The following is a 15,486-nucleotide window of genomic DNA, read 5'->3' as shown; positions in this document are numbered from 1 at the left end:
GTAATGGTATACAGCAAAAAAATACCAGGTACGGAAGCAAAAGGAATACCTGGCACGGGAGCAAGATGCTCCCACTGCCGTCTCTGGTAACAAACATTGCCGGACAATGCACCACTACCCAAAAGTTTAAAACTCAGACAACACCAGATTTTTCCTTCTGTGCTAGATAACTAAAGCCTTCTTCCTTCTTCCTTCTTTCTTCTCCTCTTCTTCCCTCCTGACTCCTGACTTCCCCTCCTGGGAGGGGGAGGGGCGAGGGGTGGGTTGACTCCTGACTCCTGATTAACTATTCTTCTTCATAAAAACTATAAAAAAGATATTCATTTTTAAAACCATGTCTATCTAAGACATGATGAATTAACCCACGATCAATTAATAATTGACCAATCGAAATTGCTTCTTGTAAATTCAAATTTTGAGTCCTCATTAACCATTTTACTGCCTCAGAACCAACAAAACATTTTGGGTAAATACCCCACCGATGTCGGCGGTCTTTTATTGCTACTCCATGAGAACCACGCATTTCCTGAATCAAGGTATCTATATCTATATTATTAAGAATTTCACTGTCGATATTATTGATGGTTGATACAGTTAAATTATCCTCTTCATCTAGCTCTAAATCAGAAATTTTTCTTTCCAGTTTATGTACAAAACTATCAGGATAATAAAGTTCTACAGATTGGGTAGTATTTTTCTGAATCCAAGTCTGAATCATTTGCTCTATTTCTGGAGATTTTAAATGCAAATCTCGCTGAGGAAAAGGAATTTCAATTCCATATTTTCTTAGACTTACTTCAATACGGTAATTTAGTTCACTTTTGAGCTTACTTTTTTTCTGAGGTTCTCTAATCCAAACAAGCAAATCAAAGTTTAGAGAACTATCACCAAATTCTTGAAACCATAGTTGCGGTGATGGATGTAATAATACTTCGGGATGACTTTTAGCTACTTCTAAAATAGCTTTTCTAACTAACCTAATTTCAGAACCATAGGCAACTCCTATGGGAACTTTTACCCGAGAAATCGGATTATTATGACTCCAATTTAAAACTTCATTTTCTAGAAAACGAGAGTTAGGAACAATTAAAGAAATCTTGTCTAAAGTAGTAATGTAAGTGCTGCGTAAACCAATCCGTTTAACAATACCTTCTAAATTTCCAACTTGAATAAAATCACCCACTTGAATAGGCCGCTCAAAAATTAGAATAATGCCACTCATAAAATTGTTAGCAATATTCTGTAGACCAAAACCGATACCTACACCAAGGACACTAGCAATAATTGCTAAAGAACTAACATCTACCTCCCAAAGTTGCAGAATAATGAGTATACCTAAGAAAATTAAGCTATATTGAACTAAGAAACTAATTGTATCTTGAACGCTCTGCTCTGCTCCTGTTAATCCAATAATTTTAGTTCTGAAGATTTTAATAAAATACCCGACTCCTTTCCACATTGCAATGATTAATCCGACTAAAAATATTATGTCTAAAATGGAAAAATATTTGCTACCTAGATTAAGAATAGGAGAAGTAAAGCTCTTTTTTAAAAATTTTAATACATCATTACGATAGGGGAGAAGAAATGGTATTCTCTCGGTGAGATAGAGGGTAACTACTATCCAGACTATGACTCTAAAAGCAATTCCAGTTAATGGCAAAAGTGTAGGCAAATAATTTGCAAATTGAGGATATCTTTCCTCAAATAAATTGCTAATTTTGAATTCAAAAAAACGATAAGATAACTCTAGAGCCAAAGCAGTTGAAATTAGAATAATACTGATGATTAATACTTGGAAAATATCACGTGGCTGAGGTTCTTCTTGAGCTAATTTTTGAGCTAATTTTTGAGCTGATTCTTGAGGTAATTCTTGAGCTGATTCCAAAGCTTTTTCAATTTCATATTTCCAGATTATTGCTTGCTCTTCTCTCCTCATTCTTCCTTTGACATCTGTCGCAGTTACTGTGAGTAGATCATTACGATTAACACGCAGAATTGTTTCTTCATTTTTCTGGTCTATATCTACCTCTATAGATTCACCTGAGCTTAAGATATTTTCTAATGTTGAACTGATGATTTCAGCTCGTTTAGTAGCTGTCAAATTTTTATCATCATTACCTGATACTTGAAATAAGGTTTTACCATTAAGTACTACTGGAGCTGTTTTGAAATTATTATTAGTAGCAGTAGATTGCCCCCAAGCTGGTACTATGAAAAATAATAAAGGTAGTAAAAAAGCAATTATTAATATTTGAATAACTTGTCTTTGAGCTATTTTTATCCTTAGTGGAAAAATCAAACTATTCTTTGTTGCTAGAGAGCAATTTGTTCGTTCACATCTTGCTACTTTTCTCAACTTTAGCCATAAATATTCATACCACATAGCAACCTTTTAAAACCTCAATGAACATTTAATTATCGACTGATTTGCTGTGGAAAAATTGACGCACTAAATTTGTTAACTTATTGGTACTTTCTATTACTGCTAAATTTTGTTCTAGCAGATTTACAGCGCTTTTGCCGATCTCTGAACCACATCATCACAACAAAAATCGTGTAGGGGCGTTAGCGGCAGCTTTGCGTTAGCAAATGGCCATTTGCTGGCGCATAACTATCGTTAACGCCCCTACTGTGGTCTACTGAAATGAAAACCGCTGTAAGTTTTTTTATTAGGACTTACTAATTTTTTAATTTTAATATGAAATACTAAAAATTATGTTATTTAATACTCTCCTTATCTCCCTTACTAATTATTGATATCAAACATTAATGTATTTCATATCAAAACAACTTTTGCAAGAGATTATAGTTGGAACTTACTATCATATATAGCTTTTGGCTAAGTTCTCTGAATGCTATAATTATTATTTGAACAACGCAGAAGGCATAAGAAAAAATTGCTTATGGATAGTCTTCGACACACCACTCCGTGTCTTATAACCCCAAACAATTTTAAGCACCACCGTTGACGGTGGAGTATTAAACCCGCCACAGAAAAGATAATATCATGAACTTTAAAGTAATGAGGAAAAATGAAATTATTACTCAAGCAAACTAGAGCTACTATTCGTAAATCCCTAGGAGTTATTCGTAAGGGTTTATCGTTTGGAGAAATTTTAGATAATAAAGTTTTGACTGGAACTCACCACAAAACAGGTACTGTTTGGATGTTAACTATATTCAGTGCTATTGGTTCTGATTATGACTTAAAATTTTGCCGGGAGAAAAATAAGGCAGCTCTTAGGGGTTCATCTAAGAACTTTGGGCATTGGTGAAAATAGGTATGACATTTGTCCGGATCAGAGCGCAATAGAACTCTATTCCGCTTACGCGACCAAAAAACTTTCTCCTTCTACTCGGGGTTTCTTCTTCTTTCTTCCCTCCTGACTCGTGAATTCTGACTTCCCTCCTGGGAGGGGTTAGGGGTGGGTTGACTCCTAAGTAATGCGCGATTAATATCATACACGCTATTCAGCAACGCCGAACTTTGATATTTTTCTTGACGATCATTCAAAGTTGGATTTTGACATACTTTCTAATTACAAAGGATTACATATTATCAGAGACCCAAGAGATGTAATTGTTTCTACTTGTTTCTATCATACAAAATCATCAGAAAAATGGTTACATATTAACAGAAAAGATTTTTGTGGATTGACTTATATCATGTCCGGTTGAACAGTTATAAATAAATAAAGACGGAGTCCTCAGGAGTCAGGAGTCAGGAGTCAGGAGGGAAGAAAGAAGAAGGAAGAAGAAGAACTGGAGTTGAAGGAGAAAGTTTTTTATCACTAATTAGCCGGACATGATATTACCAGGAAAAACTAAATTATTATTCATCCTGTGATGATCAATTGATATTTGAAATGGAGAATGCAACTAGGAATGTAATTGAAGATATCAAGTGTTAGAATTATGATAATCCTGACTTTATAGAGAGAAAATATGAGGATTTAATTCCAGATACTAACCTAACTTTATTCAGAGATTTTTTTCAGTTTCTATGGTTCAAGGAAAGAATTATTCCTAGTCTATTCAGAATAGCCTAAAGAAAAAGTTTTTTTCTGGACGGGTTTCAAACAATAAGCATATCAGATCGGGAAAAAAACAGCAGTGGAAAGAATATTTTAAGCCCATTCACGAAGCAAAATTTTTCGATCTATTTGATGATGTTTTACTCAAACTAAATTATGAGTAATTATTCAATAATTTATCGACTAAATTTGCTAATCTTTTAGCACTATCATTTACTGCTAATTTTTCCGAACCCTGATTCATTTTTTCCAGTTTTTCTGGTGAATTTAATAACTCCAAAACTACTGTTTTAAGTTTTTCAGAAGTTAATTCTGTTTGAGGAAAAACTATTGCTGCTTCCTGATTAGCAAATACATTAGCATTATAAACTTGATGATTATCAGCAGCATAAGGATAAGGAATTAAAATAGAAGGTGTATGAGTAACTGCTAACTCTGTTAAAGTACCCGCCCCTGCTCTACTAATCACTAAATTTGCCCGCTGAAATAAACCAGCCATATTATTATAAAATGTCATAGGAAAATATTGGGGATGTTCTACACTAAAAGCATCTCGGTCATTTTCCCCAGTTTGGTGAATAATCCAAGCACCAGCATCAACCCATGCAGGAACACATTCTCTCACTAATTGGTTAACCGAAACTGCTCCTTGAGAACCCCCAACAACTGCAATCACAGGGACATTATCTGGAATAGGTATATCTAACACTTGGGGAGACAAAAATTGCTCTCTGACAGGAGTACCTACATAAACCGTCTTGCCATTAGGGAGATATTTTGCTCCTTCCTCAAAACCCACTGCCACTACATTACATAAACGACTAAACCAGCGCGTCACCTTCCCAGGCAAAACATTAGACTCATGGAGAATAACTGGTAAACCCAAGGAACGAGCAGCAATAATGGCCGGAGCAGCAATATAACCGCCAGTGGTAAACAATCCTTGAAAGTTTCCCTGCTTAAGTATATGTCTTACCTTTAGAATAGAGCCAATAAGTCCACTCAAAATTTTTAAAGTCCCCAGGCCCAATTTCTGCTGAAAACCTTCAACTGATATAGTATGGAGAGGATACTGGGATGGGACTAACTTAGTTTCTAAACGATTAGGTACTCCTAACCATTCGATCTGATAATCCTTTAATTCCTTAGCAGTGGCGATCGCTGGAAATAAATGTCCGCCAGTACCACTGGCCGCGATTAACAATTTAATTGGTGTATTGGTCAAGGTTTCTTTACTCCCTGGTATAACAATGAAATAAGTCAAAAATTTCAAATCAAAAGGCCAAAGTTTAAGAGAAATTGATAATTTGTGTATTTTAATTTATCTATAGCAGGGAACAGGGAACAATGGTAAAAGCTTTTCTCTGTCTCAGGTTTATCATCAACATAAGTCCTAATCAACTTGTTCCTTACTATAACTTTCAGTTTTGCAGAAGGTCTAATATTTCATAATTAGTCTTTAACGCAGTAACATTAGGCAAAAATTAAACCTACCAAAATAATTGGGTCTAAAACCCTGCCTTTTAAGGCGAAATATTTTTGGAGCGAAGCTCAAATCCCCGTTATAGCAATGAGCGCTCAAGTATTTACAATGTCCAGCTCAAAGTGCAGTAAGCGAAAAGGTGTACAAAAAATAATGTGTAAATATGCCAGCGCACATTGCTATACAAAAATAACTTCTGACTTCTGACTTTGTTAAGGCCATATAATTCGATTCTGACAACCAACAAATCTTTAACTAACAACTTTTATAAGTTAAAAATGATTATTTCTCAAATCATATTTCGTACCCAAAGCAAATTTTTGATTAAATTTCAGAAATTATCAACAACATTATTTAGTTCTTTATTACTAGGTTTAACTGTTTCTTCTGGAATAGTTTTATCTCCTAATTTGACTTTAGCTCAAGATAGAGATAAAACCCCTGATGAACTGACCGAACTTTTGAAAAAAATAGACCGAGCTGCCAGTCGTCAAGACTTAGAAGATGTCATGGATTTCTATAGTAATGATTTTACTAACTCTGATGGTTTAAATCGGGAAAGTTTGTCAGAAGCTTTATCTAAATTCTGGCAACTTTATAAATCAGTTGAATATCGTACTGAAGTAAAATCCTGGGAAACAGATGGCGATGCAATTGTGGCTGAAACTGTTACTTATATTACTGGTGTTCAGCAAATGAAGAATAGAAATATAAGATTAAAGTCTACTATTACTTCTCAACAACGTTATGAAGATAAAAAAATTGTTGAACAAGAAATTTTAGCCGAGCGTAATCAACTGACATCCGGCAAAAATCCACCTACTATTAATGTTAATTTACCACTAGAAGTAGAAGTAGGTAAAAAGTATAACTTTGATGTGATTGTTGCAGAACCTTTGGGCGAACAAATTATCTTAGGAGCTGCTTGGGAAGAACCAATTAATGAAAATTCTTATAATCTTGAGTCTGCTAATTTTAAATTAGAACTATTGCCTTCTGGAGGAATTTTTAAAATTGGTGAGGCTACAGAAAATTATCAAGATCGATGGTTATCAGCAGTTTTGATGAGAAAAGGAGGTATTACTATTAGTACCTATCGTTTAAGAGTTTTGGATAAGTGATGATTTATCTAAGGAGTCAGGAGTCAGGATTCAGGAGTCAGGAGGGAAGAAAGAAGAAGAAAGAATAAAAAGGAGGAAAAGGAGAAAGTTTTTTGATCACTAATTATCCGGACATGATATAATTTTGCTTTATAGCAGCTGAAGGAAAGGTTAGGACAGTTCAAAAGTTTAAAACTCAGATAACGTAAGACTTTTCCTTCTTTCTTCTTCTTTCTTCCTTCTGCTATACTGCTTACCGTATAAAACCTTCTTCAACAAATAGCAAAATAGATATCCCCAAAAATAAAAAATAAAATCAATTATCGTACATAAATTATCAATTATTTCCCCCTCCATACCTATTCCCTCTTCCCTCTTTTCTGGAGATGTCTAATAGTGTAAATAATTAAATCAAACTGGTAAATCTATAGAATAGTAAATATGATTTCTGTTGAGGATAAAATAGTCTTAATTACAGGTGCTAGTAGTGGTATTGGAGAGTCTTGTGCAAATGTATTTGCTCAAGCAGGTGCAAATCTAATTTTGGCTGCTCGTCGCCAAGAAAAACTAGAAAAACTTGCTGATGAATTAACTAAAAAATTTCAGTGTAAAACTTATTTATTAAAGCTAGATGTACGCGATCGCCTAGCAGTAGAATCAGCAATAAATTCTTTGCCTGACCCTTGGAAAAATATTGATATTTTGATTAATAATGCTGGTTTAAGTCGCGGTTTAGATAAACTCCACGTTGGAGACTTCAATGATTGGGAAGAAATGATTGATACTAATGTTAAAGGATTACTATATATGACTCGCTATGTGGTGCCAGGAATGGTTAATCGTAGTCAAGGTCATATAGTTAATATTGGTTCTATTGCTGGTCGTGGTGCTTATCCCGGAGGTAATGTTTATTGTGCTTCAAAGGCTGCTGTTAGAGCAATTTCTGAGGGGTTAAAACAGGATTTATTAGGAACTCCCGTGCGAGTAACCGAAATTCAACCAGGTTTAGTAGAAACAGAATTTAGTAATGTCCGATTCCATGGGGACACAGAAAAGGCTAAAAATGTTTACAAAGACTTGACACCATTAACCGGAGATGATATAGCAGATTTAGTATTTTTCTGCGTTACGCGATCGCCCCACGTCAATATCAGCGAACTATTAGTAGTACCCACAGATCAGGCTAATGCAACAATGGTTCATCGACATCAATAGGACGATCGAGAAATATAGAAAATTTTTCAGAATTTTCCAGAATGCTTCAATTACCTTGAGAAATAAATAGTAGATGCACCCTGATGGATAACCTCCGCCGTAATTGGTGGAGGTTTTTTTTTGCACTAAAACAATAGAAAATTAAATTGAGAATTCCCGGATTAAGTATGAGGAATATGGAAAAAGAAATGGTAGATGCACCCTGATAGATAACCTCCGCCGTAATTGGTGGAGGTTTTTTTTTGCACTAAAACAATAGAAAATTAAATTGAGAATTCCCGGATTAAGTATGGGAGTATGGGAAACAGAAATGGTAGATGCACCCTGATAGATAACCTCCGCCGTAATTGGTGGAGGTTTTTTTATTTAACAACTTTTCTTGATATAGAAAATCAAATTGAGAATTTCCGGATTAAGTATGGGAGTATGGGAAACAGAAATGGTAGATGCACCCTGATAGATAACCTCCGCCGTAATTGGTGGAGGTTTTTTTTGCACTAAAACAATAGAAAATCAAATTGAGAATTTCCGGATTAAGTATGGGAGTATGGGAAACAGAAATGGTAGATGCACCCTGATAGATAACCTCCGCCGTAATTGGTGGAGGTTTTTTTTGCACTAAAACAATAGAAAATCAAATTGAGAATTTCCGGATTAAGTATGGGAGTATGGGAAACAGAAATGGTAGATGCACCCTGATAGATAACCTCCGCCGTAATTGGTGGAGGTTTTTTTATTTAACAACTTTTCTTGATTTTGTCTAATGTATGTAAAAATATAATTTATAGATGCACCCTGATTAATAATTCCTGGCCAAAACTGGCTGTTTTTTTTGTATGGGATTAGAACAACTAAGACAACAAAGTTTTGATAATTGTTAATATTTGACTAAACAGATTTGAGGTGTAGATAAAATGTTTATAAACAAATTATAAACAAGATGTTTCACTAATATACATTAGCCAAACTTTTACAAAATCTTGACATTACTTACCGATTATTATACAGCTACCCTAAAATACAAATATTAATATTAATATTTCAAACAATTATGTCTGATTCCTCACCCAAAAATAACTGGTATCAAGATTTTAACCTGGAACAGAAATCCAATTGGTATGACCAAATAGCAGATGCTTACGATAGAACTAGACCTCGTTATCCCCAAATATTAGTCAACCGTGTCGTAGAAATAGCTCAACTTTCTTCTCATGCCAAAATTTTAGAAATAGGTTGTGCTACAGGAACAGCAACAACTAGCTTTGCCGATCTTGGTTTTTCTATGGTCTGCGTAGAACCAAATTCAGAATCTTATAAAATAGCGCTGAGAAATTGCGATCGCTATCAAAGAGTTAAAATCATCAATACTACTTTTGAAGAGTGGGAATTAGAAAAGAATCAGTTTGATGTAGTGCTTGCTGCTACTTCTTTTCACTGGGTATCGTCTGAATTTCGTTATGCTAAAACTGCTGAAGCTTTAAAAACTAATGGCTTTTTAGTTTTACTTTGGAATACTCCACCCCAACCAAGTCAAGATATTTATCAGGAATTATTAGATTCAGTTTATCAGACCTACGCATCTGATTTAAAAGGGTATGAAGCGATCGCAATTCATCAACAAAATATTAGTAGTATAGGAAATGCAGTTATTGACTCTGGTAAGTTTCAAAACTTAGTTTCTGAAGAGTTAATATGTGAAGTAACTTATGATATTGATGATTATCTAGCACTTTTAAGCACCTTATCACCTTATATAGCAATGGAGGCAAAGCAACGTAAGACTTTATTTGAAAATTTGAGTACAATTTTAAAAAAATATCATGGCAATATCATTAACCTTTCTTACTTATCTGCGCTTCAGATTGCTCATAAAGTATAATTTAACTGATCTATAAGTAAATTAGGTTAAGCAAAATTACAGCAGATTACAGGTAGATGAGGTAAAAATATAAATGCTAAAGTCTTTGTAGTGCGGGCATCTTGCCCGCGACTGGTGTACTCACTAATATGAAATACGCTGTATAGCAATGTGCGCTGGCATATTTACAAATTATATCATGTCCGGTAGCATCGGTATTGTATAGCAAGGGTAGGGAACACTTAACTGGGAACAGGGAACAGGCAAGAATACTTAAGAGCAAGAAAAAAACTTAAATTTCCTGTAGATATTCACCTTTGGGTTTACACGAACGCGCCCCAGCGGACATGATATTACAAGAGGTGTCCAATAGCTAAAAGCCTTATATTATCGGTTTTTTATTCCCCCTTCCGGAGCTGTTGCCTTCCGGATCTGTTGCCTGCGCACAGCGCTGTAACTGTATAGCAGTCGCCATTATAGTTATAGCAATGTGCTCTGGCATATTTACACATTATTTTTTGTCAACCTTTTCCCTTACTGCACTTTGATCTACTAAGTTGTAAATACCTGAGCGCTCATTGCTATAGGACATCGGGTCACTATGATGATTTATGACGCGAGCAAGATGATCGCACTAATTGTCCTAATCAACCTGGCGGTTGCTATATATTTTATGGTCAGATTGATCGCTAGGCAAAATTATTTTTTGTTCCCTACCCCCCTACTCCTGTAGGAGCAAACGGCCGTTAGCTTCGCATAACTATCGTTAACGCCCCTACTGCCTACTACCTACTTCCCTAATGTTGTCTATCAAGGGTGAAAACTGCGATCGCTATAAAAAGAACATGGGTAGTTTTGAAATTCACCCACGCCCTCATCTCACTCTTCCTCAACCTGTATTCCGCATTCCAGCAGCAATACCATTGAGAGTCAACAAAGCACCTTGTAACAACTCACCCTTACTATAGCGAGAGTGAATTACTCCTGGCGTACCTGTATCATGCTGACGCAGGCGTTTCAACAAAGCTACCTGCAACATACCTAGAGGAACAATATTAGCATTCCGCAACTGCACAGAACGCTGCAAATCTGGCTCTCCATCTAAAGGTCGTTGATGGCCAGAAATTTGTAAAACTAAATCCCGCGTCAGGTGATATTCAGTAGCAATTTGCTCAAACAACGCCTCAAATCTTTCCCGGTCTTCTGAATTAGATAATTCTCGGACATAATAATGAGCCATTTGTAAATCTACCTTCGCTAGAGTCATCTCTACTTTAGAGATTGCAGTAGTGAAAAATGGCCATTTTAGATAAAAATACTGCAAAAGTTTCAGGTGTTCTTCTGGTTGCTTTTGCACAAATTCTTGTAAAGCTGTTCCTACCCCATACCAAGCAGGTAATAGGAAGCGACTCTGAGTCCAGCTAAACACCCAAGGAATTGCCCGTAAACCAGAAATAGTCTTCTTTTTATCATTTTTCCTCCGAGCTGGACGAGAACTAATTTGTAGTTGACTAATTTCTTGGATGGGGGTAACTTGATAGAAAAATTCTACTAAGTCTGGTTGTTCATAAATCAGATGTCGGTAATGAGTGCGCGATCGCACTGCTAACTCTTCCATAATGTCATTCCAGGTGTCAATTTCATCAAACCCTGTATGTAGTAAACTAGCTTGAATAACTGCAGTAGTGACATTTTCTAAGTTACACATAGCCAACTGAGGCAGAGAATATTTAGAAGCTAGCACCTCACCCTGTTCAGTAATCTTAATCCGTCCACTAATACTCTTACCAGGTTGAGCCAAAATCGCTTTATAAGCAGGACCACCACCACGTCCTACCGAACCACCACGACCATGAAATATCCGCAATCCTATACCATATTCCTGACCGATTTCATGTAAAGCTTTTTGAGCTTTATGAATTTCCCAGTTACTACTGAGGAACCCAGAATCTTTATTACTATCTGAGTAACCAAGCATCACTTCTTGCAAATAAAGAGTCTCTAACTCAGATTTAATTTGAGAGTCTGCTTGTGCTTGTAATTTATCATGTCCACCAGCAAGTGCTGCCCGATACAAAGGCAATTCAAATAAATTGCGCATCACCCTGGGAGCATTTCTTAAGTCTTCCACTGTCTCAAACAGAGGAACCACCTGAATCTCACTTTTTCCAGTTGCCGGGTCATACAGTCCTGCTTCTTGAGCTAGCAACAACACTTCCAATAGATCGCTGACATCACGACTCATACTGATAATGTAAGTTTGGCAAATTTCTGGGCCAAACTCTACCTGTAACTGTCGCAGCATTCGGAAAGTGTTAATGATTTCGCAAGTCCTCTCAGAAAAAGGTAGTTCTGTAGGAATTAGTGGGCGACGAGTAGGCAATTCTGTTGATAGCCACTCAGTGCGTTCTGCCTCTGACATTTCAATATAGGGTTTAGGCAGAATTTGTAAATATTCAGTAACTTCATTAATCACAGCCTCATGGACAGAAGATTCCTGGCGGATATCTAGTCGTGCTAAATTGAAGCCAAAAATTTCTACCTGGCAAATGAGATTTTCCAAGTCACTACAGCTTAAACCAGTTTCGCTCAAGTTACGTTGAATTAGTTGTAACTCTTCTAGAAATTCGGCACCAGAACGATAAACTGCTGCTGTTTCTCGACGTTGGGAGAGAACTTCCATTTCTCTTTGGAGAGAGTCACCATTATACAAGCGCCAGTTGCGATCGCGAGTATTTTCCAAACGCTTTCTCACATAAGACAACTTCAACCTATATGGTTCTCGCCGATAACGAATCGCCCATTGGTCATATACTTCGGGCATTTGCAGTTGGTCGCGGTCTAACGAGTCCAGCAGTTCTGGTAAAACATCACTCCAATGCAACGACAAACTTAAAAGTTCGATCAGGGAATCGACAATATCAATATACTTATCTAACGCTATCTTACGTTGATAGCAAGCTGTTTGCCAAGTCACCTCTGGCGTACAAAAAGGATTACCATCGCGGTCAGCTCCCACCCAAGAGCCAAACTTACAGAAATTGAAAGTAGGTGGTTTTAAGTAAGGGAAAGAACTATGCAGAGCTTGCTTAAACCTTTGATATAGTTTGGGAGTAGCTTCAAACAACACTTCTTCAAAGTAATGAAGAGTCGTTTCTACTTCATCAAGTACAGTAGGTTTAAATTGGTGTAGTTCGTCTGTACGCCACCACAAACGAATTTCTTCTGTTAACTGTTCCTTGAGAGATTCTGTTTCCCAGGATGAAACCATTGAATTTTCCTGTTCTCCATCTACAGACAATTCTGAAAAACTTTCTTCTACTAGATCGAGCTGTTGGAAAATTTTGGCAATGCGTCGCTGTTTTGTTCTAATTGTATGACGTACAATTTCTGTAGGATGTGCTGTAAACACTAGACGGATATCTAATTGATCAATTAATCGTTGAATTAATTGAGATGGCACATTCAGAGTCCGCAATAGGGGAAATAGATAATGAAATGTCCCCTCTCCTTCAGGTTTATTTCTGTTATCGCTCCAGACAGGAATACTTCCCATCCGCAATGAACAAGCTTCACCATCCTTAACTTCATCATCTTTAAAGATTAGTTTTCCCAGACCTTTGTTGTTAGAGTAGGCTAGTTGTTGAATCCTTTGTTCATAATGTTGTTCAACAATATTGATTAGCTGAAAATATAACGCAAAAGCTCGAGCTGCCCGAATTGCATCTTTGAGTTCTAACTGTTCAATAAGTTGTACAATTTCTGAATCTAGAAAGTTAAAAGCTTGTCCTTCTGGAGAATTAACCGAGCGCATTTTCTGGAGTATACTTACCAATTCTTGGCCACACTCTTGCCTTAGCACTAATTCCCACAAATCTTCAATTATTTTAATTCGATTACCCAGAAACACACCTGAAACTTTAGTCGGGGGATTATTAACCCCTTGTTCTAGGGTTGTCTGCTCTGACTTTAGTAGTGAACTCATATTACCTATTCCTTAGTAGATACTGATATCAAAATCAATATATTGTTTGATACTTTTATACTCGTTCAATGAGATTTAGTAGTACCAAATTATCAAAATAGCTATTGCTAATAGGGGATTTTTCAACTATTGTTGGTTTATTAGGCATTGGTAAATTACAGGATGAAATTTGTAGGGGCAGTCCCCCAATGATTAACCGGGGTAGGTTACAGAGCGGTACCCCAAAATATAAATCATCCCATCAATTACCAACGCCGTTTATTAAAAAAATATATATTCCTCATTAAATACCTCTTTTTCCACCCTTTCTTTTAACAATAAATAACTTTTTGCTTCCCACTATTAAAAGGAAGCGAGAGTCATTAATCTTTCTCTATAAATTTCGTGAGTCATTTTTCATCTACAAGTTAAACCGCCTAGCTCTTATCTGCCAAAATTTTTGTAGGCTATTCAGTAGCTTAAATTTAGTCATAGGCCTAGTGTTAAAATACTTCTAAGTTCTACATCACTAAACCAACTATCTGGTAATTTTGTTTTTGTTAATGTTTTTATAACATTTTGGTGATTTTCCCAATCGTTAATCAGAAAAATGCCAAATACTAAACAAGCATCATGGAATAAATGTGCTTTTTTGACATATTCCACTTGCTTCAAGGAGTAGGGATAATGGCTCCTGCGAGACCGCTTAACTATGCTCTACTATTGCGGTAGTATTGTATAGGTTGTGCTGTCCCCTGTCATTCAGGTGGTTAACCTCAGTTGGCGGATGCCGTCCGCTACTGTTTTATTCACTGAATCTTATTTTATTAGATACTTTGGTTTGCTCTAGTTTTTTGCTGTTTTTTCGCCACCGCAAGTTCGGATATTTTGACCTTCTGAGAACACTTTACCTATATTTAGTAGGGGGTTGCATATTTCAACTAACATTACTGTATCATACACCTGAGAGTAAAGTAGGCCTTTGAGAGCTAGGCTTTCAGCAATGTTTTTTGTTAATTAATCACATAGTAGTAGAGGCTTTGAGCTAACCTATAGAAAAGGATGGGAGTTGTTGCACCCTTAATCTTAAGTTTAAAAAATCTTAGGAATTTGTTGAAAGAAACTATAAATAGTCAAATAACAAATAAAATTAGGAATCTGATGAATTTTGGGGAAAATTAAGCATTGGTAGACGATCGCCCCGAAATATTTCCTCACTATAGAGGCCAATTTCTGGTAATAATTCATTAATGGCTTTATTACCCAATAATCCTAATAAAACAGGACCAGTGGCCAAGCTAAGTAAAATATCTGAGGAAATTTTCCAACTGGGAGCTTTTATTGTAGGATTTTCAGAGGAATTTTCTCGAAAGGATTGCATTGATTTTACCTTAGTAAGTTTATACGCTAGAACTTAATATAGCAAGCTTAACAAGACTCAAGCATATTCAGCCACTCAACAAATTTCGATAATATTAAAGTTTGGTTGAATATTAATTGTTAAGATGGCAAGACAGCTAAAAGTGAGAAATAATTAATAAGTTTGATATGATGATATAGCATTTTTCATCATTCAAAGCTAAAATCAATAGAAATTTTTCTTAATTTATTAGTCCGTGGCTCCTCAGAGACTGTTTGCCAACAAAAGTAAAAATAGGGCCTGTGACTAAATACTTACCATTTCTGGAATAATGGTCAGTTTTAAACCTCACGCACCGCGTGCTTGGGAAGCGTGCGTTACGTAACACGCTTTGCACCCTACGCGATTTAATATTTATCTTTATCTGTGGCTGATTTAATACCCCACCGTCAACGGGGGTGCTTAAAAT

General features: G+C 36.1%; 9 protein-coding genes. 4 read left to right on the top strand and 5 right to left on the bottom strand.

What is annotated here, in order from left to right; genetic code table 11:
- Positions 1-286 precede the first annotated feature (286 nt).
- Positions 287-2,386, bottom strand: a complete 2,100-nt coding sequence (locus F6K18_RS11725; RefSeq protein ID WP_287520992.1) for a mechanosensitive ion channel domain-containing protein — start codon at positions 2,384-2,386, stop codon at positions 287-289.
- Between the two features lie 649 nt (positions 2,387-3,035).
- Between F6K18_RS11725 and F6K18_RS11720 the strand changes: the two genes are divergently transcribed.
- Positions 3,036-3,278, top strand: a complete 243-nt coding sequence (locus F6K18_RS11720) for a hypothetical protein (protein ID WP_287520991.1) — start codon at positions 3,036-3,038, stop codon at positions 3,276-3,278.
- A 77-nt stretch (positions 3,279-3,355) separates the two neighbouring features.
- Here the strand turns inward: F6K18_RS11720 and F6K18_RS11715 are convergent, their stop codons facing one another.
- Together F6K18_RS11715 and murG are read right to left on the bottom strand one after the other, a co-directional pair.
- Entirely contained in the window at positions 3,356-3,517 is a 162-nt protein-coding gene (locus F6K18_RS11715; protein WP_287520990.1) for a hypothetical protein, read from the bottom strand.
- Positions 3,518-4,191: 674 nt separating this feature from the next.
- Entirely contained in the window at positions 4,192-5,262 is a 1,071-nt protein-coding gene (murG, locus tag F6K18_RS11710) for an undecaprenyldiphospho-muramoylpentapeptide beta-N-acetylglucosaminyltransferase (protein ID WP_287520988.1), read from the bottom strand.
- A gap of 536 nt (positions 5,263-5,798) precedes the next feature.
- On the opposite strand from murG, the gene F6K18_RS11705 reads away from it, so the two are divergent.
- From F6K18_RS11705 to F6K18_RS11695, 3 genes are all read left to right on the top strand, one after another.
- A complete protein-coding gene (locus F6K18_RS11705; RefSeq protein ID WP_287520986.1) occupies positions 5,799-6,641 on the top strand; it encodes a nuclear transport factor 2 family protein in 843 nt (280 codons plus the stop codon).
- Positions 6,642-7,061: 420 nt separating this feature from the next.
- Entirely contained in the window at positions 7,062-7,835 is a 774-nt protein-coding gene (locus tag F6K18_RS11700; RefSeq protein WP_287520984.1) for an SDR family oxidoreductase, read from the top strand.
- Between the two features lie 1,051 nt (positions 7,836-8,886).
- Positions 8,887-9,714, top strand: coding sequence for a class I SAM-dependent methyltransferase (locus F6K18_RS11695; protein ID WP_287520982.1), 828 nt, complete (start codon positions 8,887-8,889; stop codon positions 9,712-9,714).
- Positions 9,715-10,582: 868 nt separating this feature from the next.
- Here F6K18_RS11695 and ppc read toward each other — a convergent pair.
- On the bottom strand, positions 10,583-13,678 hold the full coding sequence (gene ppc / locus F6K18_RS11690; RefSeq protein ID WP_287520980.1) for a phosphoenolpyruvate carboxylase: 3,096 nt from the start codon (positions 13,676-13,678) through the stop codon (positions 10,583-10,585).
- 1,129 nt (positions 13,679-14,807) lie between these two features.
- The gene (locus F6K18_RS11685; protein WP_124144258.1) at positions 14,808-15,038 is read right to left on the bottom strand and encodes a hypothetical protein; all 231 of its coding nucleotides are present in this window, start codon (positions 15,036-15,038) and stop codon (positions 14,808-14,810) included.
- Positions 15,039-15,486: the final 448 nt, after the last annotated feature.

Origin of the sequence: Okeania sp. SIO2C2, assembly GCF_010692625.1 — a bacterium.
Classification (GTDB): Bacteria; Cyanobacteriota; Cyanobacteriia; order Cyanobacteriales; family Microcoleaceae; genus Okeania; species Okeania hirsuta.
Note: the sequence above shows the minus strand (reverse complement) of the source record. Positions and strands in the feature narration are given on the sequence as shown.

Bases quoted from the DNA above. Each gene is read 5' to 3' on its own strand.
- F6K18_RS11695 (WP_287520982.1), top strand. From the start codon at position 8,887: ATGTCTGATTCCTCACCCAAAAATAACTGGTATCAAGATTTTAACCTG.
- F6K18_RS11685 (WP_124144258.1), bottom strand. From the start codon at position 15,038: ATGCAATCCTTTCGAGAAAATTCCTCTGAAAATCCTACAATAAAAGCT.
- F6K18_RS11725 (WP_287520992.1), bottom strand. From the start codon at position 2,386: ATGTGGTATGAATATTTATGGCTAAAGTTGAGAAAAGTAGCAAGATGT.
- F6K18_RS11720 (WP_287520991.1), top strand. From the start codon at position 3,036: ATGAAATTATTACTCAAGCAAACTAGAGCTACTATTCGTAAATCCCTA.
- ppc (WP_287520980.1), bottom strand. From the start codon at position 13,678: ATGAGTTCACTACTAAAGTCAGAGCAGACAACCCTAGAACAAGGGGTT.
- F6K18_RS11700 (WP_287520984.1), top strand. From the start codon at position 7,062: ATGATTTCTGTTGAGGATAAAATAGTCTTAATTACAGGTGCTAGTAGT.
- F6K18_RS11705 (WP_287520986.1), top strand. From the start codon at position 5,799: ATGATTATTTCTCAAATCATATTTCGTACCCAAAGCAAATTTTTGATT.